This is a genomic window from Azospirillum sp. HJ39 (genome assembly GCF_041507355.1).
Classification (GTDB): domain Bacteria; phylum Pseudomonadota; class Alphaproteobacteria; order Azospirillales; family Azospirillaceae; genus Azospirillum; species Azospirillum thiophilum.
The window spans coordinates 216,007-236,835 of sequence record NZ_CP167913.1; the positions used below are offsets into that span (position 1 = coordinate 216,007).

16 protein-coding genes are annotated in these 20,829 nt (G+C 70.1%); 8 read left to right on the top strand and 8 right to left on the bottom strand.

The annotated features are described in order from the left end of the window. Positions 1-2: 2 nt before the first annotated feature. Both ABMY26_RS32435 and ABMY26_RS32440 read left to right on the top strand, forming a co-directional pair. Positions 3-1,139, top strand: a complete 1,137-nt coding sequence (locus ABMY26_RS32435) for an HlyD family secretion protein (RefSeq protein WP_372400310.1) — start codon at positions 3-5, stop codon at positions 1,137-1,139. Positions 1,140-1,159: 20 nt separating this feature from the next. Beyond that, positions 1,160-2,716 carry a DHA2 family efflux MFS transporter permease subunit gene (locus tag ABMY26_RS32440; protein ID WP_372400311.1) on the top strand — a complete coding sequence of 519 codons (1,557 nt, stop codon included), beginning with the start codon at positions 1,160-1,162 and terminating at the stop codon, positions 2,714-2,716. Between the two features lie 9 nt (positions 2,717-2,725). On the opposite strand, the gene ABMY26_RS32445 is transcribed toward ABMY26_RS32440, so the two are convergent. Beyond that, a complete protein-coding gene (locus tag ABMY26_RS32445; RefSeq protein ID WP_372400312.1) occupies positions 2,726-3,097 on the bottom strand; it encodes a DUF2934 domain-containing protein in 372 nt (123 codons plus the stop codon). Positions 3,098-3,329: 232 nt separating this feature from the next. On the opposite strand from ABMY26_RS32445, the gene ABMY26_RS32450 reads away from it, so the two are divergent. After that, a complete protein-coding gene (locus ABMY26_RS32450) occupies positions 3,330-4,955 on the top strand; it encodes a phospholipid carrier-dependent glycosyltransferase (protein WP_372400313.1) in 1,626 nt (541 codons plus the stop codon). Here the strand turns inward: ABMY26_RS32450 and ABMY26_RS32455 are convergent. Further along, entirely contained in the window at positions 4,952-5,887 is a 936-nt protein-coding gene (locus ABMY26_RS32455; protein WP_372400314.1) for a glycosyltransferase family 9 protein, read from the bottom strand. The genes ABMY26_RS32450 and ABMY26_RS32455 overlap by 4 nt on opposite strands. After that, positions 5,884-7,149 (bottom strand): O-antigen ligase family protein, encoded by a 1,266-nt coding sequence (locus ABMY26_RS32460; protein WP_372400315.1) that lies wholly within the window; start codon positions 7,147-7,149, stop codon positions 5,884-5,886. The genes ABMY26_RS32455 and ABMY26_RS32460 overlap by 4 nt, the downstream gene beginning before the upstream one ends. 912 nt (positions 7,150-8,061) lie before the next feature. Between ABMY26_RS32460 and ABMY26_RS32465 the strand changes: the two genes are divergently transcribed. Both ABMY26_RS32465 and ABMY26_RS32470 read left to right on the top strand, forming a co-directional pair. Then, positions 8,062-8,937 carry a GNAT family N-acetyltransferase gene (locus tag ABMY26_RS32465; RefSeq protein WP_372400316.1) on the top strand — a complete coding sequence of 292 codons (876 nt, stop codon included), beginning with the start codon at positions 8,062-8,064 and terminating at the stop codon, positions 8,935-8,937. Positions 8,938-9,214: 277 nt separating this feature from the next. Then, positions 9,215-9,580, top strand: coding sequence for a hypothetical protein (locus tag ABMY26_RS32470; RefSeq protein ID WP_372400317.1), 366 nt, complete (start codon positions 9,215-9,217; stop codon positions 9,578-9,580). A gap of 76 nt (positions 9,581-9,656) precedes the next feature. Here ABMY26_RS32470 and ahpF read toward each other — a convergent pair whose 3' ends face one another. Both ahpF and ahpC read right to left on the bottom strand, forming a co-directional pair. Then, positions 9,657-11,255, bottom strand: a complete 1,599-nt coding sequence (ahpF, locus tag ABMY26_RS32475; protein ID WP_372400318.1) for an alkyl hydroperoxide reductase subunit F — start codon at positions 11,253-11,255, stop codon at positions 9,657-9,659. A gap of 445 nt (positions 11,256-11,700) precedes the next feature. Next, positions 11,701-12,264 carry an alkyl hydroperoxide reductase subunit C gene (gene ahpC, locus ABMY26_RS32480; RefSeq protein WP_045583688.1) on the bottom strand — a complete coding sequence of 188 codons (564 nt, stop codon included), beginning with the start codon at positions 12,262-12,264 and terminating at the stop codon, positions 11,701-11,703. 233 nt (positions 12,265-12,497) lie between these two features. On the opposite strand from ahpC, the gene ABMY26_RS32485 reads away from it, so the two are divergent. Together ABMY26_RS32485 and ABMY26_RS32490 are read left to right on the top strand one after the other, a co-directional pair. Beyond that, positions 12,498-13,409 (top strand): hydrogen peroxide-inducible genes activator, encoded by a 912-nt coding sequence (locus ABMY26_RS32485; protein ID WP_372400319.1) that lies wholly within the window; start codon positions 12,498-12,500, stop codon positions 13,407-13,409. 111 nt (positions 13,410-13,520) lie between these two features. After that, entirely contained in the window at positions 13,521-14,423 is a 903-nt protein-coding gene (locus ABMY26_RS32490) for a prephenate/arogenate dehydrogenase family protein (protein WP_372400320.1), read from the top strand. Positions 14,424-14,442: 19 nt separating this feature from the next. Here the strand turns inward: ABMY26_RS32490 and ABMY26_RS32495 are convergent, their stop codons facing one another. The 3 genes from ABMY26_RS32495 to aceA form a co-directional block, all read right to left on the bottom strand. Then, positions 14,443-16,158: a methyl-accepting chemotaxis protein gene (locus ABMY26_RS32495; protein WP_372400321.1), complete on the bottom strand. Its 1,716-nt coding sequence runs from the start codon at positions 16,156-16,158 to the stop codon at positions 14,443-14,445. Between the two features lie 210 nt (positions 16,159-16,368). Further along, positions 16,369-16,932 (bottom strand): DJ-1/PfpI family protein, encoded by a 564-nt coding sequence (locus tag ABMY26_RS32500; protein ID WP_045583684.1) that lies wholly within the window; start codon positions 16,930-16,932, stop codon positions 16,369-16,371. Positions 16,933-17,555: 623 nt separating this feature from the next. Further along, a complete protein-coding gene (gene aceA / locus ABMY26_RS32505) occupies positions 17,556-18,833 on the bottom strand; it encodes an isocitrate lyase (RefSeq protein ID WP_372400322.1) in 1,278 nt (425 codons plus the stop codon). 323 nt (positions 18,834-19,156) lie between these two features. Here aceA and ABMY26_RS32510 point away from each other — a divergent pair, with 323 nt between their 5' ends. Continuing rightward, the gene (locus ABMY26_RS32510; protein ID WP_045583682.1) at positions 19,157-20,599 is read left to right on the top strand and encodes a short-chain fatty acyl-CoA regulator family protein; all 1,443 of its coding nucleotides are present in this window, start codon (positions 19,157-19,159) and stop codon (positions 20,597-20,599) included. The last annotated feature ends 230 nt before the right edge of the window (positions 20,600-20,829 follow it).

The following is a 20,829-nucleotide window of genomic DNA, read 5'->3' on the forward strand; positions in this document are numbered from 1 at the left end:
CAATGACCGCCGTATCCGATCCTGTGACCGACCGTGACGCCGGAAACCGCCCCGCGGCCGGCTCCCCCGCCCGCCGGCCGCGCTGGCGCCGCTGGTTGCTGATGGCCGCCCTGCCGCTGCTGGTGGCGGTCGGCGGCGGCTATGAGTATGTGGTGGGCGGGCGCTATGTCTCGACCGACAACGCCTATGTCCAGCAGGACAAGGTGACGATCAGCCCCGACATCTCCGGCCGCATCGTCGAGGTGGCGGTTGGCGAGAACCAGCCGGTTCATCGCGGCGACCTGCTGTTCCGCATCGACGACGAGCCCTATCGGTTGGCCTTGCGGCAGGCCGACGCCGCCCTGGCATCGGCAAGGCTGAAGGTGGAGCAGCTGCGCGCCGACCTGGGCGAGGAACTGGCCAAGCAGGCCGCCGCCGAGGAGAAGGTTTCCTTCGAGCAGCGCGAGTTCCAGCGCCAGCAGGATCTGCTGAAGACCGGCGTGGCCGCGCGCGCCACCTACGATTCCGTGCGCCACGACCTGCAGGCGGCGCAGCAGGACCTGAACACGGCCAAGCAGGCGGTGATCAGTGCCCGCGCCGCCTTGGGTGGCGATCCCGACATTCCCACCGACCGCCACCCGACGGTGCTGGAGGCGCTGGCGAAGAAGGCGACCGCCCAGCGCGACCTGGACCACACGGTGGTGACGGCGCCGGCCGACGGCGTGGTCAGCCAGACCGACCGGCTCCTGGCCGGGCAATACGCGACGGTCGGCCTGTCGATGGTCAGCTTGGTGATGAGCGGGTCGAGCTGGGTCGAGGCCAACTTCAAGGAAACCGACCTGACCCATATGGCGGTCGGCCAGAGCGCGACCGTGGTGCTGGACGCCTATTCCAGCCGCACCCTCTCCGCCCATGTCGAGAGCATCGGCGCCGGCACCGGGTCGGAATTCTCGGTCCTGCCCGCCCAGAACGCCACCGGCAATTGGGTGAAGGTGGTGCAGCGCGTCCCCGTCCGCCTGCGCATCGACGGGAGCAGGGACGCGGATCCCGCCGCCGCGGTGCCGCTGCGCACCGGCCTGAGCGCCGAGGTGGAGGTCGACACGCATTACAGCCGGCCGCTGCCGGGTGCGATCGGCAACGCGGTCGCGGCGATCCGGTAATCGCTTGTCGGAGAGTTCCCATGGCTGCCGCCCAATCCTCCGCCGGCTCCTCCAGCGTCCCGCATGAGGTGAAGCATCGCGGCATGATCACCGTCTCGATCATGCTGGCGACCATCATGCAGGTGCTCGACACCACCATCGCCAACGTCGCCCTGCCCAGCATGCAGGGCAGCCTGGGGGCGGCGCAGGACAGCATCACCTGGGTGCTGACCTCCTACATCGTCGCCGCGGCCATCGCGACCCCGGCAACCGGCTGGATGGTCGACCGGTTCGGGCGCAAGCGGCTGTTCCTGATCGCGGTGGCCGGCTTCACCGCGGCGTCTGTGCTGTGCGGCCTGGCCGGCAGCCTGACGCAGATGGTGGCCTTCCGGCTGGTGCAGGGCGTCTTCGGCGCCGCGCTGGTCCCGCTGTCGCAGTCGGTGCTGCTGGACATCAACCCGAAGGAGCGGCACGGCCAGGCGATGGCGCTGTGGGGAGCCGGCATCATGGTGGGGCCCATCGCCGGGCCGACGCTCGGCGGCTGGCTGACCGACGGTTTCAGCTGGCGCTGGGTCTTCTACATCAACCTGCCGGTCGGGCTGCTGGCCTTCGCCGGGATGGCGATCTTCCTGCACGAGACCAGGGGCCGCCAGCGCAGCTTCGACTTCTTCGGCTTCGCCATGCTCGGGCTGGCGGTCGGCGCCTTCCAGATGCTGCTGGACCGCGGCGAGCAGCTGGACTGGTTCGGAGCGACCGAGATCTGGATCGAGACGGCGCTTGCCGCCTGCGCCTTCTGGATCTTCGCCATCCACATCGCCACCGCCCACGGCAGCACCCGGACGGAACCCTTCATCGACCCGGCTCTGCTGCGCGACCGCAACTTCGTCACCGGGCTGGTGCTGATCTTCGTGATCGGGGTGATCCTGCTGGCGACCATGGCGCTGCTGCCGCCGATGCTGCAGAACCTGCTGGGCTACCCGACGGTCACCACCGGGCTGGTGCTGGCGCCGCGCGGCGTCGGCACCATGATCTCGATGCTGGTGGTCGGCCGTCTGGTGCGCAGGGTGGACGCGCGGCTGCTGATCCTGGCCGGCGTGCTGATGACGAGCTGGTCGCTGTGGTCGATGACCGGCTTCACCATCGTGATGGACCGCAGCCCGATCATCGTCAGCGGCGTGGTGCAGGGCCTCGGCCTCGGGCTCGTCTTCGTGCCGCTCAGCACCATCGCCTTCGCCACGCTGGAGCCGCGGCTGCGCACCGATGCCGCCAGCCTGTTCAGCCTCGTCCGCAACCTTGGCAGCAGCGTCGGCATCTCGGTGGTGATGACGCTGCTGTCGCAGAACACCCAGATCAATCATGCCAGCCTGGCCGGGCACCTGACGCCCTTCTCCCAGACGCTGACGGAACAGGTGACCGCCTCGCCCGAAGCGCTGGCGATGCTGAATGCCCAGGTCACGCAGCAGGCGGCGATGATCGCCTACATCGACGACTTCAAGCTGATGATGTACGTCGCGCTGCTGGTGATCCCGATGCTGCTGCTGCTCCGTCGGCCGAAGGCGGGAGCCCCGGCGCCGGACGAGGCGGCGGTGATGGAATAGCCGGCAGGCTCAGCCGGGTGACGCGGTCTTGCCGCCGTTCCTCTTCGCGGCGCGGGCGGGTTTGGCAGGGGTGGCGGCCTTTGCCGGCCTTGCCGGCTCTGACTTCGGCGCTTCGGATTTGGCACCCTCCGCCGGGGTTCCGGCGACTTCCGACAGGGATTCGGCGGCGGCGCGGGTGCTCTTGCCCGTCGCCTTGGGAGCGGCCGCCTTCCTGCGTGAGCCGGCGACCTTTTCGGTCGGCTCCACGGCGCCGGCACCGCGGATTTCCGCTTCGGCCTGGGCCCAATGGTCGGCATCGCGGCCCTGCGGGTGGCCCTCGCTCTCCCACAGCTCGTGGGCGCGGCGCCGGATACGCTCCTGGATGTCGTCGGTATCGGCCATCAAGTCCCCCATTCCACTGCCCATTCCACTGCCGGGCGGGCCTGCCATACCGTATTTTGTGGCAGCGTCCCGCCAACGTTGCAAAGCCACTCCTGCGAGGCACCTCGAAAGAGGCGGAGACTCCCGGTTCCGCCATTTCACGAGGGCAACGCCGGGGAGCGGACGGTGGTTCCCAACCGGCGCATTCCGTGCCACAAGGCGCCGGCCGACCCGAACCGTGAGCGCACGACCCATGACGCCCGCCGCCCCAGCCGCCCGTCCGTCCGTCCTCGACCGCGTCGCGGCGGCGCCCTGGTGGCTGCTGTGCGCCGGGCTGGCCGCGGCGATGGCGCTGTCGGTCCTGCTGGTCGGGTTCCGGCTGCCCTATTGGGTGCATGCCGACCAGGATCTGGTGCTGGCCTATCACGGGCTGCTGTTCGGCGACGGGCTGCCGCAGGAATATTTCGACCATCCCGGCTACGGCTATTTCCTGGTGATCGACCTCTGGTACCGGCTGCTGCACGCGGTCGGGCTGCTGCCGGTCGCCACCCTGTCGGCGCTGCCGCCGGGGACCGACGTCGCGGCGACGCAGGCGGTGTGGCAGTTGCTGGTCCAGGCCGGGCGGGCGCTGTCGATCCTGCTGACCGCCGGCTTCGCCGTCGCCTACACCACGCTGCTGCGCGGGCTGGTGACGGACCGGCGGGTCGCGCTGCTGGCCGGCATCCTGCTGGCCTTCGGCGTCGGGCTGACGGCGCAGGGGCGGCAGATGCGCACCGACCTGCTGTCGGCCGGCTTCGTCGTGCTGGGCCTGCTGCTGGTGCTGCGGGCGGTGCGGCCTGCCGAGGGCCGGCAGTGCGGCGGCGCGTCGCTGCTGCAGCTGGCGCTGGCCGGGCTGCTGGTCGGGCTGGCCATGGTGACCAAGGTGCAGGCGGTGTTCCTGGCGATGGGGCTGCCGGTGGCGGCGATCCTGTTCGGTCGCAGGCCGGAGCCGGTGGCGCCGCCGGGGGCGTCCTGGGGGGTGGCGGCGCTGGTCGGGCTGGCGGCGGCCGTGGCGGCGGTGCCGGCCTGCGGGCTGATCGCGGCTGGGCTGGCCGGCTGGGGTCGGGCGGTCTACCCCTATACCCCCGTCGGCGGCGGGCTGTCGGGCGGCGGCTACCAGGCCGTCGTCGCCGGCTGGGTGCTGGTCGGCATGCTGGTCCATGCGGCGGTGCACCGGGTGCCGGCGGCGAGGGCCGTGGCCGGGGCGGCGGCGGTGGCGCTGGGGCTGGCGGTCGGGCTTCTGGCGCTCGACATCCGCTGGAACGAGCGGAACGCCATCGCCGTGGCCAACTTCGTCGAGCACATGTTCGTCTTCTCCACCTGGCGCCACGGGGCGGCGCTGCAGGGGCAGGGGCAGGTGGTGGGGGAGGGGACGCTGGCCCTGCTGCTGGCCGGCATCGGCCGCACGCTGGCGATCCGCACCATCGTCCTGCATCCCGACAACATCCCGCAGACCATCGTCGTGGAGTGGTTCGCCATCGCCGGGGCGCTCGTGCTGTGGCGGCGGGGGCGGCGGCTGGCGGCGGTGCAGGCGCTGTTCCTGCTGCTGGTCGCCTGGGGGCTGGAGGCGCTGTTCTCGCTGCGCGGCTTCCAGCGCGCCTATGCCGCCTACACCGACCCGCTGGCCATCCTCTCGGCCGCCTGGGTGCTGGCGCGGATGCCGGAGCTGCTCGACCGGGCCAAGCCGCGGCGCTGGATCCTGGGCGGCGTGGCGCTGGTGGTGGTCGCGGCCCATGCCTGGCCGCTGATCGAAACACGCAAGCTGCCCAACCCGGTGACCCACTGCGAGTGGATCCCGATCTACATGCCCAAGGTGGCGCCGTTTCCCTTCTGCCGTTAGCCCCCCTCCCCGCGCGCCCGGTCCAGCGCCGCCAGGACGCCGGCGCTGTCGATGTCGGCGAAGTCGGGGCGGTGGTGGATCAGCGCGCGCGGGCCGGTGCTGTGGATCGGGTTGGAGGCGTCGGAGAAGACCACCACCGTCGGGCAGCCGACCGCCGCGATCAGGTGGGTCGGGCCGGTGTCGTTGCCGACCGCTCCCCAGGCCCGCCGCGCCAGCCCGCCCAGCTCCGGCACGCCGGTGCGGTCGGTCAGGTCGACCGCCTGCGGGCAGGTTTCGGCGATGGCGCGGGCGAGGTCGCGCTCGCTGCCGGTGCCGACCACCACCGGGACGATGCCGCGCCCGGCCAGCGCCGCCGCCACCTCGGCATAGCGGCGGACCGGCCAGCGCTTGTCCGGCCGTCCGGCCGAGGATCCCGGAACCAGCAGGGCGAAGCGCTCCGGCAGGCCGAATCCGGTGATGTCGGCGTCGAGCCAGGACAGGTCCGGCGCCGCGTCAGGCACGATGCCGAAGGGGGCGAGCTGGCGGACGTAGCGGTCGCGCACCGGCACCTTGCGCCGCCCCTCGTAGCGGTCGGGGTGGGAGGCGCCGCTGGCGGTGCCCGACCATTCCGGCCAGGGGCCGGGGAACAGCAGCCGGTGGTAGAGGTCGGTGCGCGTCTGCGCCTGGAGGTCGTAGACCCGGTCGAACCGGTGGGCGCGCAGCGTCCTGCGGATCGCCAGATAGGCCGACAGCGAGCGGTCGCGCGGATCCTCCAGCACCTCGTCGAACAGGCCGCTCATGCGGGCGAGCGGGGCCAGCGACGGCAGGGTCAGCAGGGTCAGGCGGTCGCCGGCATGGTGGCGGCGGATCGCGGCGAAGGTGGTCTGGGCCAGGAAGAAGTCGCCGAAGGCGCCCAGCTTGATGACCAGGATGCGGAGCGGGCGCTTGCTCATCGTGTCTGTTCCCCGATACGGGCCGCCAGCCGCAGCATCAGCGCCGCGGCGAGGAATCCTGCCATCCACCAGGGCTGCCAGATGCCGTAGGCGGTGCTGCCCATCGCCAGTGCGGTGGCGTAGAGCGCCAGCGCGAAGGGCTGGGCCCGGCGGTCGAGCCGCGCGGTGGCGGCCAGCAGCATCAGCAGGACGGCCAGCGCCAGCGCCGCGCCGGCCGCCCCGGTTTCCAGCCAGACCTGGAGGAAGGCATTGTGCGGGTGCAGCGGCAGCAGGCTGTCGCCGATGGGCGAGAAATCCGACACCGCCCCTTCCGGCGGCAGCGAGCGCGAGGCGTCGATGCCCTGGCCGAGAACCGGCGTCCGCAGCGCGCGCTCGGCAGCATGGCCCCAGATTTCGACCCGATGCTGGGCCGAGCGGAACAGCAGCGCCGAATGGTCGAGGTCGAGCGGCCCGGCGAACAGCAGGGCCGCCGGCAGCACCAGCAGGAAGGCGGCGGTCAGGCCGGCGGCGAACAGCCGGCGGGTCCAGCGGGCCGAGGCGCGCGCCGCCGCCAGCGTGACCAGCCCGGCGCCGATGCCCAGCATGGCCGAGCGGCTGGTCAGCGGCAGGCAGGCCAGCGCATAGCCCACCGGCACCAGCAGGGCCGCCGCCCGGCGCCCGAAGCGGTCGACCGCCAGCGCCGCCGGCCAGACCAGCAGGCAGAGCAGCGCCGCCGTCCGCTTCGGCACGTTGCCGTTCAACAGGTTGGGAAGCTGGTCGTCGGGGACGGCGTTCCACCAGCGGTTCAGCGGGAAGTCCAGCGCCGCCTCCACCGCGAACAGCAGCCCGCCCGCCAGCCAGCCGGCCAGGAACAGCCGGGCCAGCCGCCGGACGTCGGCCGCCGGCATCCCCGCCACCCAGGCGCCGCCGGCCAGCGCGCCGAGCGCGATGTAGGCGATCTCCCCCACCGTCGCCGCTGCGCGCTCGGACGGGCTCCACAGGCAGGACGCCAGCGCCAGCGCCAGGAAGGCGGCGACCGCCACGGCCGGCGGCGTCACCCGCAGGATGCCGCCGAAGGCGCCGCGCCGCGCCAGTCCGGCCAGCGCCAGCAGCAGTACGGCGACCGCCCATACCGGCATCCCGCGCGGAGCGAGCGCCGCCAGCGGCCCGAGGACCAGGGCTGCGCCGCTGGCGAGGTGCCGGAGCACGGCATCGGGCCGGCCGGCGGTAGGGCGGCCGGCGGCGGGACTGGAGGAAGCGGGGCGCGACGCGGTGACGTCCATGAACTCGGCGGGGAATTGCGGAAACCGGCGGGGACTTAACCGCACTCCCGCCGCGAAAGCAACGGCGCGCGGTCCGGAGCCGCGGCCATCGCGTGCCGCCCGGTGGTCCGGGGCGGATGGAACGGGTGGAACAGGATGGAACAGGAAGTCAGACCTGTTCCATGGTCCATCCGCCGGCCCGGCGGCGGGCACGCCCCGGACCTGGGGCCGTGCCGCTTGCGGTCCGGAGCCGTGGCCATCGCGTGCCGCCCGGTGGTCCGGGGTGGGTGGAACAGGTGGAACAGGATGGAACAGGAAGTCAGACCTGTTCCATGTTTCATCGGCTGGCTCGACAGCAGGCACGCCGCGGACCTGGGGCCATGCCGCTTGCGGTCCGGAGCCGTGGCCATCGCGTGCCGCCCGGTGGTCCGGGGTGGGTGGAACAGGATGGAACAGGAAGTCAGACCTGTTCCATGTTTCATCGGCCGGCTCGACAGCAGGCACGCCGCGGACCTGGGGCCGTGCCGCTTGCGGTCCGGAGCCGTGGCCATCGCGTGCCGCCCGGTCTTCCGAGGCGGATGGAACAGGTGGAACAGGATAAAACAGGAATTCAGACCTGTTCCATATTTCATCCGCCAGCCCGACCGCGGGCACGCCCCGGACGTGGAACCGTGCTTTGATCAGATAGAACCGGAGGTTTTCATGCGTCGGGGGCGGCACGGAGTCTCCCTGGCGGCAATACCAGGCATCGCCTGGAGCGAGCCAATAATTCCTATCATGGTCGCCGGGGAGGAGAAAGGGCGGGTGGAAAATCGCTCCATGCAGACGCGCCGTCCGGATTGTGCAGCCGTAAGGCCGGACGGTACGCTGGTCCCCTGCCGACGGCCGGCAAGAGGACGGCCCGCAAGACGGAGAGGGGCGGAGATGGAACCGATGGCGCAGCACGCGGCGGGCCGGGAGACGGAGGGCTATCGCGTTCGCACGATGAGCCGGGCCGAGCTGGATCTGGCGGTGGAGTGGGCGCGGGAGGAGGGCTGGAATCCCGGCCTGCACGATGCGGGCGCGTTCCATGCCGCCGATCCCGCCGGCTTCCTGGCCGGGCTGCTGGACGGCAGGCCGGTGGCGTCGCTGTCCGTCGTCCGCTATCCGGGGAAGTTCGGCTTTCTCGGCTTCTACATCGTGCGGCCGGAGGTGCGCGGACGCGGCCATGGCTGGCACTTGTGGCAGGCGGGGCTGCGCCATCTGGAGGGCTGCACCGTCGGCCTCGACGGGGTGGTCGCCCAGCAGGCGAACTACCGGAAATCCGGCTTCGTCCTTGCCCACCGCAACATCCGGTTCGGCGGTCGGCTGCCGGATGGCGGCGGGGAGGCGGCGTCCATCAGCGTGGTGGATGCGCGGACGATTCCGTTCGACCGGCTGATGGCGCTGGATGCCGGTCTGTTCCCGGCGCCGCGCCCCGGCTTCCTCGCCAATTGGATCGCCCTGCCGGGCGCCACCGCGTTGGCCGCCGTCGAGGACGGCACGCTGCGCGGCTTCGGCGTCGTCCGCCCGTGCCACCAGGGCTGCAAGGTCGGGCCGCTCTATGCCGACGGTGGCGCCGTCGCGCGGGATCTGCTGCTGGCGCTGGGGCGGGCGGCAGGTGAGGGGCCGCTGTTCCTCGACGTGCCGGAACCGAACGGCGCGGCGGTGCGTCTGGCCGGGGAACTGGGGCTGTCGCCGCAGTTCGAGACGGCGCGGATGTATCGGGGGCCGGCGCCGGAGCTGGACCTGGCGCGGCTGTTCGGCATCACCAGCTTCGAGCTGGGGTGAGGGGGCGACGATTTTCCATCCTCATCCTTGCGAGGGTGCAGGCGCTGACTTTGCCCCCACCTAACCTCCCCCGCTGGGCGGGGGAGGGACTGCCGCCATTCTCCCGCCCAGTTCTCGCACGGGGAAGCCCGCAAACGCCCATGAGGGGGCGGGGCGCGACAAGGCGCTGGATCCGGCGGGGCGCTTGGGGGAAAACAGCGTCTTCGGCATCTTTGCGGCACCACGGCCAGCGACCGGAGCCCATCGGTCTGGCCAGGGCGCCATTCATGGAGAAAGCATGTTCACTGCCGCCAGCTTCCGCGTCGGCGACCGCGTCACCATCCGTACCGGCCAGTCCATTCCGCAATCCATCGCCACGGTGGAGCGCTACACCGAAGGCGGCCGCTGCATGGTGCTGTCCGACGGCAGCGAGTGGCGCGCCGACGGGCGGCGCCAGTGGGGCTTCCGCGGCGGCTATTACAAGGGGCCGGTGGTCGAGCCCTTCGAGCCGGGCGACGACGAGTTCGTCACCCGCCGCCGCACCATCGGCGCGCTGCGCAAGTTCGCCGACGGGCTGACCATGGACTCGCCGCTCGGCACCGAGGCGCTGCAGCGCATCCTGGAGGCGGTGGACAAGGAGAAGGCGGCGGCGAAGGAAGGCTGATCGCCCGCTCCGCGGATGACAGCAAAAAAAGCCGGCGGCCCCGGGAGGGACCGCCGGCTTTTCTGTTACGTCGTCCTTACTCGGCCGCTTCCATCGCCGCCGGGCGCGATTCCTCGACCGGGACGGTGCGGATCAGGTGGTCGAAGGCCGACAGCGCCGCCTTGGCGCCCTCGCCCATGGCGATGACGATCTGCTTGTAGGGCACCGTCGTCGCGTCGCCGGCGGCGAAGACGCCGGGGATGGAGGTCTGGCCGCGGGCGTCCACCTCGATCTCGCCGCGCGGGGTCAGGGCGATGGAACCCTTCAGCCATTCGGTGTTGGGCACCAGCCCGATCTGCACGAAGATGCCTTCCAGATCGATCCGCTTCTGCTCGCCGCTGGTCCGGTCCTTGTAGGACAGGCCGACGACCTTGCTGCCGTCGCCATGCACCTCGGTGGTCTGGCCCGAGACGATGACGTCGACGTTCGGCAGGCTGTGCAGCTTGCGCTGGAGCACCGCGTCGGCGCGCAGCTGGCTGTCGAACTCGATCAGGGTGACATGCGCCACCAGACCGGCGAGGTCGATCGCCGCCTCGACGCCGGAATTGCCGCCGCCGATCACCGCCACCCGCTTGCCCTTGAACAGCGGGCCGTCGCAGTGCGGGCAGTAGGCCACGCCCTTGTTGCGGTATTCCGCCTCGCCCGGGACGTTCATCGAGCGCCAGCGGGCGCCGGTCGACAGCACCACCGTGCGCGACTTCAGCGAGGCGCCGCTGGCCAGCTTCACCTCGATCAGCCCGCCTTCCTGCGCCGGCGGCACCAGGGCGGTGGCGGTCTGCAGGTTCATGATGTCGACGTCATAGTCCTTGACGTGCTGCTCCAGCGCCGCGGCCAGCTTCGGCCCCTCGGTGTGGGAGACCGAGATGAAGTTCTCGATCGCCATGGTGTCGAGCACCTGGCCGCCGAACCGCTCGGCCGCCACGCCGGTGCTGATGCCCTTGCGGGCGGCATAGACGGCGGCGGCCGCGCCGGCCGGGCCGCCGCCGATCACCAGCACCTCGAACGGCGCCTTCGCCTTGATCTTCTCGGCGGCGCGGGCCACCGCGCCGGTGTCGAGCTTGGCGACGATCTGCGCCACGTCCATCCGGCCCTGGGCGAAGGGCTCGCCGTTCAGGTAGACGGTGGGGACGGCCATCACCTGACGCTGCTCGACCTCCTGCTGGAACAGCGCGCCGTCGATGGCGACATGCTTGATCCGCGGGTTCAGCGCGCTCATCAGGTTCAGGGCCTGCACCACGTCCGGGCAGTTCTGGCAGGTCAGCGAGAAGTAGGTCTCGAAGCGGAAATCGCCGTCGAGGTTGCGGATCTGCTCCAGCAGCTCGGCCGATTCCTTCGACGGATGGCCGCCGACCTGGAGCAGGGCCAGCACCAGCGAGTTGAACTCGTGGCCCATCGGCAGGCCGGCGAAGGTGACGCCGATGTCGGTGCCGACCCGGTTGATCGCGAAGGAGGGCCGGCGCTCGTCCTTGCCGTCGCGGACCAGCGTGATCTTGTCCGACAGCGAGGCGATGTCCTCCAGCAGGCCCAGCATCTCCTGCGCCTTCGGCCCGCCGTCGAGCGACGCGACCAGTTCGATCGGCTGGGTGATGCGTTCCAGATAGGCCTTCAACTGCGTCTTCAGATTGGCGTCCAGCATGGCTTTCGTTCCCAACGTCTTCGTGTCCGGGGCGGGCCGCCCGCGTCTTTGTCGCGGCGGTCCGGGCGGAGAATGGGGGCCCCTTGCGGGGGGCGGAGGGGGCAGAGGGGAGGCGGTCCGGGAAGGCCGGTCCGGTTCTGGAAACAGTGAAGAGTTCGAGGCGTCATCGTCCTCCCCGCGCAGGCGGGGATCCAGGTCCGGGAAAAGACTGCGACAAACTGCGCGTCTGGGTCCCCGCCTTCGCGGGGATGGGGAAACCGATGAGGAACCGATCACGAACCGATCGAGAGCGGCGGCGGCAGAGGGAAGCCGGCCGCGGGAGGTCGTGCCGCGAGGCACAGGTCCGGGGAGATGCTGCATCCAAGCCCGCCGCGGAGCGGGCGGGGTGGGGACCGGCCGCAGCCGGCCCCCGATCCGAGATTTCCGGGGAAACCCCCGGAAACCCTTAGATCTTGCCGACCAGGTCGAGCGACGGGGCGAGGGTCTTCTCGCCTTCCTGCCACTTGGCCGGGCAGACCTCGCCCGGGTGGGAGGCGACGTACTGGACGGCCTTGATCTTGCGCAGCAGCTCCTTGGCGTCGCGGCCGACGCCGCCGGCGGTGATCTCGACGATCTGGATCTTGCCGTCCGGGTCGACGACGAAGGTGCCGCGGTCGGCCAGGCCGACTTCCTCGATCAGGACCTCGAAGTTGCGGCTGATCGCCAGCGTCGGGTCGCCGATCATGGTGTAGCCGATCTTGCCGATGGCCGGCGAGGTGTCGTGCCAGGCCTTGTGGCAGAAGTGGGTGTCGGTGGAAACGCTGTAGATCTCGACGCCCAGCTTCTCGAATTCAGCGTAGTTGTCGGCCAGATCCTCAAGCTCCGTCGGGCAGACGAAGGTGAAGTCGGCCGGATAGAAGAACACGACCGACCACTTGCCCTTCAGGTCGGCGTCGGTCACGTCGATGAACTTGCCGTTCTTGTACGCGGTCGCCTTGAAGGGCTTAATCTCGCTGTTGATCAAGGACATAAGTGTTCTCCGATGGAGTGCGATGATTGGGTTCGCCCCATCCCCGGCCTTCGGCCGTGGCGTGTCCGACTTAGTGCGGCGCACCCTGTCGAACAAGGGGCCGCCTGAAGGTGGCCGGGGTGGGGCGGTGTTCCGTGTCCGGTTGACCCGAGGAGGAATACGGGAAATCTGTGATCAAGAGAAGCAGAAAATACCAATTGAATTGATCGATAAATCCGATTACATAACCGGGCATGAAACCGCTCCCCACCCTGCGCCAGCTCCGCTACCTCGTCGCCGTCGTCGACCGCTGCCATTTCGGGCAGGCGGCGGAAGCCTGCCTGGTCAGCCAGTCGACGCTGAGCGCCGGCATCCAGGAGCTGGAGGAGCTGCTGGGCGCCACGCTCTTGGAACGCACCCGCCGCTCGGTGCTGCCGACCCCGCTCGGCCGCGAGATCGCCGAACGGGCGCGCCAGCTGTTGAAGGGGGCGGAGGAGCTGGTGGACATCACCCGCTCGGCCGCCGACCCGATGTCGGGCTCGCTGCATCTGGGGGTGATCCCGACCATCGGCCCCTTCCTGATCCCCCGCGTCATGCCGGCCCTGCGCGAGGCCTTCCCGCGCCTGCGGCTCTACCTGCGCGAGGACCAGACGGCGCGGCTGCTCGACCAGCTGAACGCCGGCAAGCTGGACGCCGCGCTGCTGGCGCTGCCCTATCCGATGGGCGACCTGGAGACCGAGGACATCGCCGAGGACCATTTCTCGTTCGTCTGCCCGACGGATCACCGGCTGAGCGCCGGCGATCCGGCCCTGCCGGTCACCGTGCCGTCGGAGGATCTGCTGCTGCTGGAGGACGGCCACTGCCTGCGCGACCATGCGATGGCCGCCTGCGCGCTGGACGCCACCCCGCACAACACCGCCTTCCAGGGCACCAGCCTGCACACGCTGGTGCAGATGGTGGCGAACGGGCTGGGGGTGACGCTGCTGCCGCAGATGGCGGTCGATTCGGGCATCCTGCGCGGGCTCGACCTGTCGGTGCGCCCGCTGGCCGAAGACAGCCCGGGCCGCCGGATCGCGCTCGCCTGGCGCCGCACCTCGGGCCGGAAGGAAACCTGCCAGCGCCTTGCCGCGGCGTTGCGGGAGGAGATGCGGCGCCAGACGGGCTGAGCGGGACCCCATAAGGACCGCCGATAAAGAATCGCTTGGTCCGGCGGGTGCGAGATGGTTTAAACGGGGCGGTTTTTCCACCCGTCCACCCCGTTACCGGGACACCCCGCCATGCCCCCCGCCATCGCCGAAACCGCCCCCCTGTTCGACCGCGTCGCCATCGTCGGCATCGGTCTGATCGGCTCCTCGCTGGCGCGGGCGCTCGCGGAGTATGGGATCGCGCGGTCGGTCGTCTGCGCCGACCGCAGCGCGGAGGCCTGCGCCAAGGCGCTGGAGCTGGGCATCGTGGCCGAGGCGACCACCGATCTGGCGGCGGCGCTGGCCGGGGCGGATCTCGTGGTGCTGGCGACCCCTGTCGGCAGCTTCGCCGCGGTGGGCGAGGCCATCGGGCCGCTGCTGAAAAAGGGAACCATCGTCACCGACGTCGGCTCGGTCAAGCAGGCGACGCTGCGCGACATCGGGCCGCACCTGCCGGACGGCGTCCACCTGATCCCCGGCCATCCGGTGGCCGGCACCGAACATTCGGGGCCGGAGGCCGGCTTCGCCAGCCTGTTCCAGGGCCGCTGGTGCATCCTGACCCCGCCGCCCGGCGCCGACCGCCACGCGCTGGAGCGGGTGACGGAGATGTGGCGCCGTGCCGGCTCCACCGTCGAGGTCATGGAGGCCAACCACCATGACCGGGTGCTGGCCATCACCTCCCACCTGCCGCACCTGATCGCCTACACCATCGTCGGCACCGCGTCCGACCTGGAGGACGACACCAAGTCCGAGGTCATCAAATTCTCGGCCGGCGGCTTCCGCGACTTCACCCGCATCGCCGCCAGCGATCCGGTGATGTGGCGCGACGTGTTCCTCAACAACCGCGAAGCGGTGCTGGAGATCCTGCAGCGCTTCACCGAGGATCTGACCGCGCTCCAGCGCGCCATCCGCTGGGGCGAGGGCGAGCAGCTGCAGGACCATTTCACCAAGACCCGCGCGATCCGGCGGGGGATCATCGACGCCAAGCAGGCGTGAGGGGGGTGGGGTCTAACCCCTACGATGCCCGCAGCGCCGACAGGAAGCCATCCACCTCCTGCCGCATCCGTCCCGCATCGGCGGTGACGGTGCCGACCGAGCGGACCATCGCGCCGCTCGCCTGCTCGGCCGATGCGGCGGCTGCGGTGACGGCGGCGATGTTGTCGGAGACGGCGCGGGTGCCGTCGGCGGCGTCCTGGATGTTGGCTGCGATCTCGCCCACCGCGGCGGTCTGCTGTTCCACCGCGGCGGCGACCTCGGCAGCGATCCCGTTCAGCCGGGCGATGGTGCGGGTGACGGCGCCGATGCTGTCGACCGCGGTGCCGGAGGCGGCCTGGATCTCGGAGATGCGCGCCTGGATCTCGCCGGTCGCCTTGGCGGTCTGTCCGGCGAGCTGCTTGACCTCCGACGCGACGACGGCGAAGCCCTTCCCCGCCTCGCCCGCCCGGGCGGCCTCGATGGTGGCGTTCAGGGCGAGCAGGTTGGTCTGGCCGGCGATGCCGGAAATCATGTCGACGACCTTGCCGATCTCCGCTGCCGCAGCCGCCAGGCTGCCCATGACGGAGGTGCTGCGCTCGGCGTCGCGGGTGGCGTCGGTGGCGATGCCGGCGGTCGAGGCGACCAGCCCGGCGATGCCGCCGAAGCTGGCCGACAGTTCGGCGGTGGCTGCGGCGACGCTGTCGACGTTGGCCGAGGCGCGGCCGGCGGCGGCGGATGCCGCGCCGGAGTGGCTCGCCGTCTCGGCCGCGCCGTCGGCCATGGCGCTGGAGGCGGCGGCCATCTCGGCGGTGGAGGCGGCCAGCGCCTCGACCAGCCGCTTCACCGTCGCCTCGAAGCCGTCGGCATGCCGGTGCAGCTCCCGGCGGCGCTCCTCGGCGGCGGCGGCCTTCAGCCGTTCCTGTTCCTGCTGGAGCCGCTCCGCGTCGAGCATGCCGTCGCGGAACACGCGGGCGGCCTTGGCCATGCGGCCGATCTCGTCGCGGCGGCCCTCCTCGGAGCCGAAATCGGCCCCGAAATCAGCGGAGAAATCGCGGGCGGCCAGCCGTTCCAGGGCGGTGGCGACGTCGAGGATCGGCCGGGAGATGCCGCGCACCAGCGCCGCGCCGACGCCGAGCGCCAGCAGGGTGCAGAGCGTCACCCCGCCCAGCACCATTGCGTGGGCGCTGCGGTAGACCTCCGCCCCCTGGTCGGCGACGATGCCGGCATCGACCATCGTGCCGTCGACCAGCGCGTCCAGCGCCTCCTGCACGCGGGTGAAGGCGACGGCGCTCGGGCGTTTGAAGACGCTGACGGCCGACTGGGCGTTGCCGTCGCGGGCGAGGCCGCGCACCCGCCCGGCCGCGGACGCATAGGCGGTCCACGCCTCGTCGAAGGCGGCGAGCCGCGCCGCCCCCTCACCGCCGGTGAAGCGGGAGCCGGCGGCCCCGCGCCGCGCCGTGACCTCCGCCACCGCCTCGGTCCAGCTCTTTTCCGCCTGGCCGACCTGCATCTCGTTGGTGGCGAGCGCATAGGCCGCCTCGGCGATGCGGTGGCCCTGCGCCGCGGCGGCGAGCTGGCCGGCCAGCTGGGTCGCCGGCAGCGAGCGGCTGCGCATGGTCTCGGCGGCATTGTTTAGTATTTCAAGCCGGCTGAGCGTGAAGAGCCCGAAGGCGCCGGCCATCACCACGGTGCCCAGCACCGCGGCGATGATCTTGGTCCGGATGGTGAGGCGCCCGAATGCACGAATTCCAGCCATTTTGCCCATCCTTCCACCAATCCGCCGACAACAGGACGCCTTGGCCGACAGAATTGTTTGACGCTGAACCTTACTAATATGAATGTTTAAAATAATCAACGCAGATGAGTGGTTTCCTGCAGGATCCGGCAATGATCACAGGCGCCAAAACGAAACGGCCGCCGCACCCGGGGGTACGGCGGCCGTTTCGGGGCCGGCTGAGGATGGAGGTCAGGCGGCCTTGCGAACCGAACCCAGCTCGGAGAACAGCTTGACGACGGCTTCGACGAACTCGTTCAGCTGGTCCTGGCCCAGCGCCGAGACCGTGACGTCGTCGACGACCAGCGCGTCCTCGCTGATCCGGCCGCCGGCGGCGGTCAGGTCGGCGCGGTAGGCCTCCGGGGCGGCCAGCAGGCGGCCGCGCAGCTTGCCGGGGATCGCCAGCAGCTGGATGCCCTGGTCGATGGCGGCGATCGGCTTGCCGGCATCGAGGAAATGGCCGACGATGCGGCGGGTGTGGGCCGACTGCTGCAGCTTCGCCACGCTGCGCTCACCGCCCGGCAGCAGCAGCATGTCGAAGTCGGCGCCCAGCGCCTCGCTCAGATGCTTGTCCACCGGGAAGTAATGGCCCCAGGATTTGCCGTGCCAGCCGTTGACCAGACCCGTCTCGGTGGAGATGGTGCGCAGCGTCGCTCCGGTCTTGATCAGGGCGCGTTGCGGCTCGGTCATCTCCGCTTCTTCGAAGCCGTTGGAGACGAGGATGGCGATCGACTTTCCTGCGAGCGTATGATCCATACTGTCATGTCCTTTCATCGTTTCACCAAGGACGCCGGAACATCTCCGATGGGAGCATCTCCACGAGAGGAGATCCTGCCGGGGGGAGAACCCGCCGGGGCAGAGGCGGTTTGGAAACGGCCATCGCCGCGCAACAGGGATGCGCGGCAGCCGGTTCCGCCCGCCGGGGCCCGAGGTCGGGTGCCGGCGTGTGGGACCTTTACGTCCCGGATCGGTTTGTTTTCAGCATGCGGACTTAATTGGTCCCGATGAGGCCCCAAGTCAACAAGGGATTCCGCGGCGCACCCAAGGCCGCGGCGGACCGCAGCCGGCCGCAACCGCCGGCGGACAGTGGTATCCGCGGTGATTTTCCAGCCCCGTTCAAGACTTTCGGCCAAGCCGGGCGGTACCACGGGTTGATGCCGCGCAAGGCTGCCATACCATGGAGGCGTGGCTGCGTCGACGGATTATTCCCAAAGAACCGGCTGCCCTGCCGGCCGGGGGAAAATCGCCCCGAAGGCCGGGCAAAAAAAAGCGGCCGGGGGGAAGGCCCCCGGCCGTCGGCAAGTCATAGCATCAGCCGTTCGAAAAGATCCGGCTCGCACACCGGATCACGGACCAATCCCCTTGATCGGAACCTGCGATCAATGGAACTGGTCAGCCTCGGTGCTGTCCTTGTACGCGGTGGTCGAGGAGGTGCCGCCGGAGATCGCCGTGGCGACCGCGTCGAAGTAGCCGGTGCCGACTTCGCGCTGGTGCTTGGTGGCGGTGTAACCGTCCTTCTCGGCCGCGAACTCGGCCTGCTGCAATTCGGAATAGGCGGCCATGCCGCGCTCTGCGTAGCCCTTGGCGAGCGTGAAGGCCGAGTAGTTCAGGCTGTGGAAGCCGGCCAGCGTGACGAACTGGAACTTGTAGCCCATCGCGCCCAGCTCGCGCTGGTACTTGGCGATGGTGGCCTCGTCCAGGTTGGCCTTCCAGTTGAAGGAGGGCGAGCAGTTGTAGGCCAGCATCTTGCCCGGGAACTCCTTGTGCACGGCCTCGGCGAAGCGGCGCGCCTCGTCCAGGTTCGGCTTGGAGGTTTCCCACCACATCAGGTCCGAATAGGGCGCGTAGGACAGGCCGCGGGCGATGCAATGCTCGACGCCCAGGCCCTTCTTCAGGCGGTAGAAGCCCTCGGTGGTGCGGCCGCTGTCGAAGTCGATGAAGGGATGGTCGCGCTCGTCGATGTCCGACGTGATGAGCTGCGCCGATTCGGCATCGGTGCGGGCGATCACCAGGGTCGAGGTGCCGCAGACGTCGGCGGCCAGGCGGGCGGCGTTCAGCGTGCGGATGTGCTGCTGGGTCGGGATCAGCACCTTGCCGCCGAGATGGCCGCACTTCTTCTCCGACGCCAGCTGGTCTTCCCAGTGGACGCCGGCGGCGCCGGCCTTGATCATCGCCTTCATCAGCTCGAAGGCGTTCAGCGGGCCGCCGAAGCCGGCTTCCGCGTCGGCGATGATCGGCGCGAACCAGTAGGTGTCGCCCTTGCCCTCGGAGGTCTGGATCTCGTCGGCGCGCTTGAAGGTGTTGTTGATGCGCTCCACCACCGCCGGGACCGAGTTGACCGGATACAGGCTCTGGTCCGGATACATCTGGCCCGCCGTGTTGGCGTCGCCGGCGACCTGCCAGCCCGACAGGTAGATCGCCTTCAGGCCGGCCTTGACCGCCTGCATCGCCTGGTTGCCGGTCAGCGCGCCCAGCGTGTTGATGTAGGGCTCGGTGTTCAGCAGCTCCCACAGGCGGCGCGCACCCAGCTCGGCCAGCGTGTACTCGATCTTGACCGAGCCGCTCAGACGCTTGACGTCGTCCATGGTGTAGTCGCGGCGGATGCCCTCGTAACGGGCGGCGTGGATGGCGGTCTTGGTCTTTTCGTCGAGCGACATGGGTCAGGTTCCTTTTGTCCGGTGCGCCCGGTCGATCGGGGCGGAACTGGGGTCTCGGGGCGGGCCTTTTGTCGGTCCCCCGCGGCCTGGATGCAGCGGCGTTTCCTCCCGCCGTCTTCTGCTGCCTCTGGCCGTCTTCGGGGCCGCTTGCGCTTTACAGCGCGGCCGTGGACCAAGAGTTAAACCGGGCCTGAGTGCGTTGCAATAAGCCCTTGTTTGTAAAAAGGTCCGTTTGTAAACTGCCGTTTCACAAAGCCTGTAAATCGGTAAATCTTGTAAAGCCGAAATCGGGGCGGGGGCCAGGAGGGCCGGCGGTGGCGACCATGGAAAAGAAGGCGATGCTGGGTCCGAAGGTGCGCCGCCTGCGCCGCGACCGCGGGCTGACCCAGGCGCAGATGGCCGAGCAGCTGGCGATCTCCCCCAGCTACCTGAACCTGATCGAGCACAACCAGCGCCCGGTCACCGTGCCGCTGCTGCTGAAGCTGGGCCAGCAGTTCGGCGTCGACCTCCAGGCCTTCGCCGAGGACGAGGAAAGCCGGCTGGTGGCGGGGCTGCGCGAGGTGTTCGCCGACCCGCTGTTCGCCGGCTCCGACATCAAGAACCAGGATTTCCGCGAACTGGCGGCGGTGGCGCCGACGCTGGGGCAGGCGGTGGTGGCGCTCTACCGCGGCTTCCGCGGGGCGCGCGACGACCTCCAGGCGCTGGCGGAGCGGGTGGCCGACCGCGAGAAGCTGCATCTGGTGCAGAACACCGGCTTCCCGCAGGACGAGGTGCGCGACCTGTTCCAGGCCCACTCCAACCATTTCCCCGAGCTGGAGGCGGCGGCCGAGGCGCTGTGGCAGGACGGCAGGCTGGAGCGCGGTGACCTCTACCGCGGGCTGGCCGACTGGCTGAACACCCAGCACAGCGTCCGCGTCCGCCTGCTGCCGTCGGAGGTGATGGGCTATGCCGTGCGCCGCTTCGACCGCCACAGCCGGCGCATCCTGCTGTCGGAGATGCTGGCGCCGTCGGGCCGCACCTTCCAGCTCGCCTGCCAGATCGCGCTGCTGCGCCACCGCGACCTGCTGAACGGCATCGTCGACGCCGCCGCCCTGTCGGGGGACGAGGCGCGGCGGCTGGCCCGCATCGGGCTGGCCAATTACTTCGCCGCGGCGGTGCTGATGCCCTATGCCCGCTTCCACGAGGCGGCGACCCAGCTCCGCTACGACATCGAGATCCTGCGGCGGCGCTTCGACGCGTCGTTCGAGCAGGTCTGCCACCGGCTGACCACGCTGCACCGGCCGGGGGCCAAGGGCGTGCCCTTCTTCTTCATGCGGGTGGACAGCGCCGGCAACGTGTCGAAGCGCTTTTCCGGCGGCGGCTTCCATCTGGCGCGCTTCGGCGGCGGCTGCCCGCGCTGGATCGTCTACGAGGCGTTCCGCACGCCGGGCAAGATCCACAGCCAGGTGGCGGAGATGCCGGATGGCACCGCCTATTTCTCCATCGCCCGTACGGTGGTGAAGGCCGGCGGCGGCCACCGCAGCCCGCCCCAGCAATTCGCCGTCGCGCTTGGCTGCGACGTCCAGCATGCGGCGCAAGTCACCTATGCGGACGGTTTCGACCTGTCCAACACCGAGGCGGCGACGCCGATCGGGGTGAATTGCCGGCTCTGCCCGCGGCTGGACTGTTCGCAGCGGGCGTTCCCGCCGTTGAATCATCGGCTTATCGTCGACGAGAACCTGCGCGGCCTCTCCCCCTACCTGTTCGCCCCGCCCAGTGCCGAATAGGCGGCGGATTGACCGGGATCAATGTTGTACGGCAAAGACTGTGTTGTTTGCCGGAAAGCCCGTCAAATGACTGGTATAAACCCGTGGCCTTCGGCCGGCTTTGTTGATAGGGTCCGGCCGTTGCGTCGCGGCAGCTCCGCTTGTCATCCGTGCATCGGCCACCTGAACGCAGCGTCCCGGACATCGGCATTTAACGTCGCCAAGATCGACTTGGCACTGCAGGTTTTGGA

Coding starts and splice junctions, on each gene's coding strand:
- ABMY26_RS32445 (WP_372400312.1), bottom strand. CDS start 3,097: ATGGCCGATACCGACGACATCCAGGAGCGTATCCGGCGCCGCGCCCAC.
- ABMY26_RS32495 (WP_372400321.1), bottom strand. CDS start 16,158: ATGGCTGGAATTCGTGCATTCGGGCGCCTCACCATCCGGACCAAGATC.
- ABMY26_RS32485 (WP_372400319.1), top strand. CDS start 12,498: ATGAAACCGCTCCCCACCCTGCGCCAGCTCCGCTACCTCGTCGCCGTC.
- ABMY26_RS32470 (WP_372400317.1), top strand. CDS start 9,215: ATGTTCACTGCCGCCAGCTTCCGCGTCGGCGACCGCGTCACCATCCGT.
- ABMY26_RS32455 (WP_372400314.1), bottom strand. CDS start 5,887: ATGAGCAAGCGCCCGCTCCGCATCCTGGTCATCAAGCTGGGCGCCTTC.
- ahpF (WP_372400318.1), bottom strand. CDS start 11,255: ATGCTGGACGCCAATCTGAAGACGCAGTTGAAGGCCTATCTGGAACGC.
- ABMY26_RS32435 (WP_372400310.1), top strand. CDS start 3: ATGACCGCCGTATCCGATCCTGTGACCGACCGTGACGCCGGAAACCGC.
- ABMY26_RS32465 (WP_372400316.1), top strand. CDS start 8,062: ATGGCGCAGCACGCGGCGGGCCGGGAGACGGAGGGCTATCGCGTTCGC.
- ahpC (WP_045583688.1), bottom strand. CDS start 12,264: ATGTCCTTGATCAACAGCGAGATTAAGCCCTTCAAGGCGACCGCGTAC.
- ABMY26_RS32450 (WP_372400313.1), top strand. CDS start 3,330: ATGACGCCCGCCGCCCCAGCCGCCCGTCCGTCCGTCCTCGACCGCGTC.
- ABMY26_RS32500 (WP_045583684.1), bottom strand. CDS start 16,932: ATGGATCATACGCTCGCAGGAAAGTCGATCGCCATCCTCGTCTCCAAC.
- ABMY26_RS32510 (WP_045583682.1), top strand. CDS start 19,157: ATGGAAAAGAAGGCGATGCTGGGTCCGAAGGTGCGCCGCCTGCGCCGC.
- ABMY26_RS32490 (WP_372400320.1), top strand. CDS start 13,521: ATGCCCCCCGCCATCGCCGAAACCGCCCCCCTGTTCGACCGCGTCGCC.
- ABMY26_RS32440 (WP_372400311.1), top strand. CDS start 1,160: ATGGCTGCCGCCCAATCCTCCGCCGGCTCCTCCAGCGTCCCGCATGAG.
- aceA (WP_372400322.1), bottom strand. CDS start 18,833: ATGTCGCTCGACGAAAAGACCAAGACCGCCATCCACGCCGCCCGTTAC.
- ABMY26_RS32460 (WP_372400315.1), bottom strand. CDS start 7,149: ATGGACGTCACCGCGTCGCGCCCCGCTTCCTCCAGTCCCGCCGCCGGC.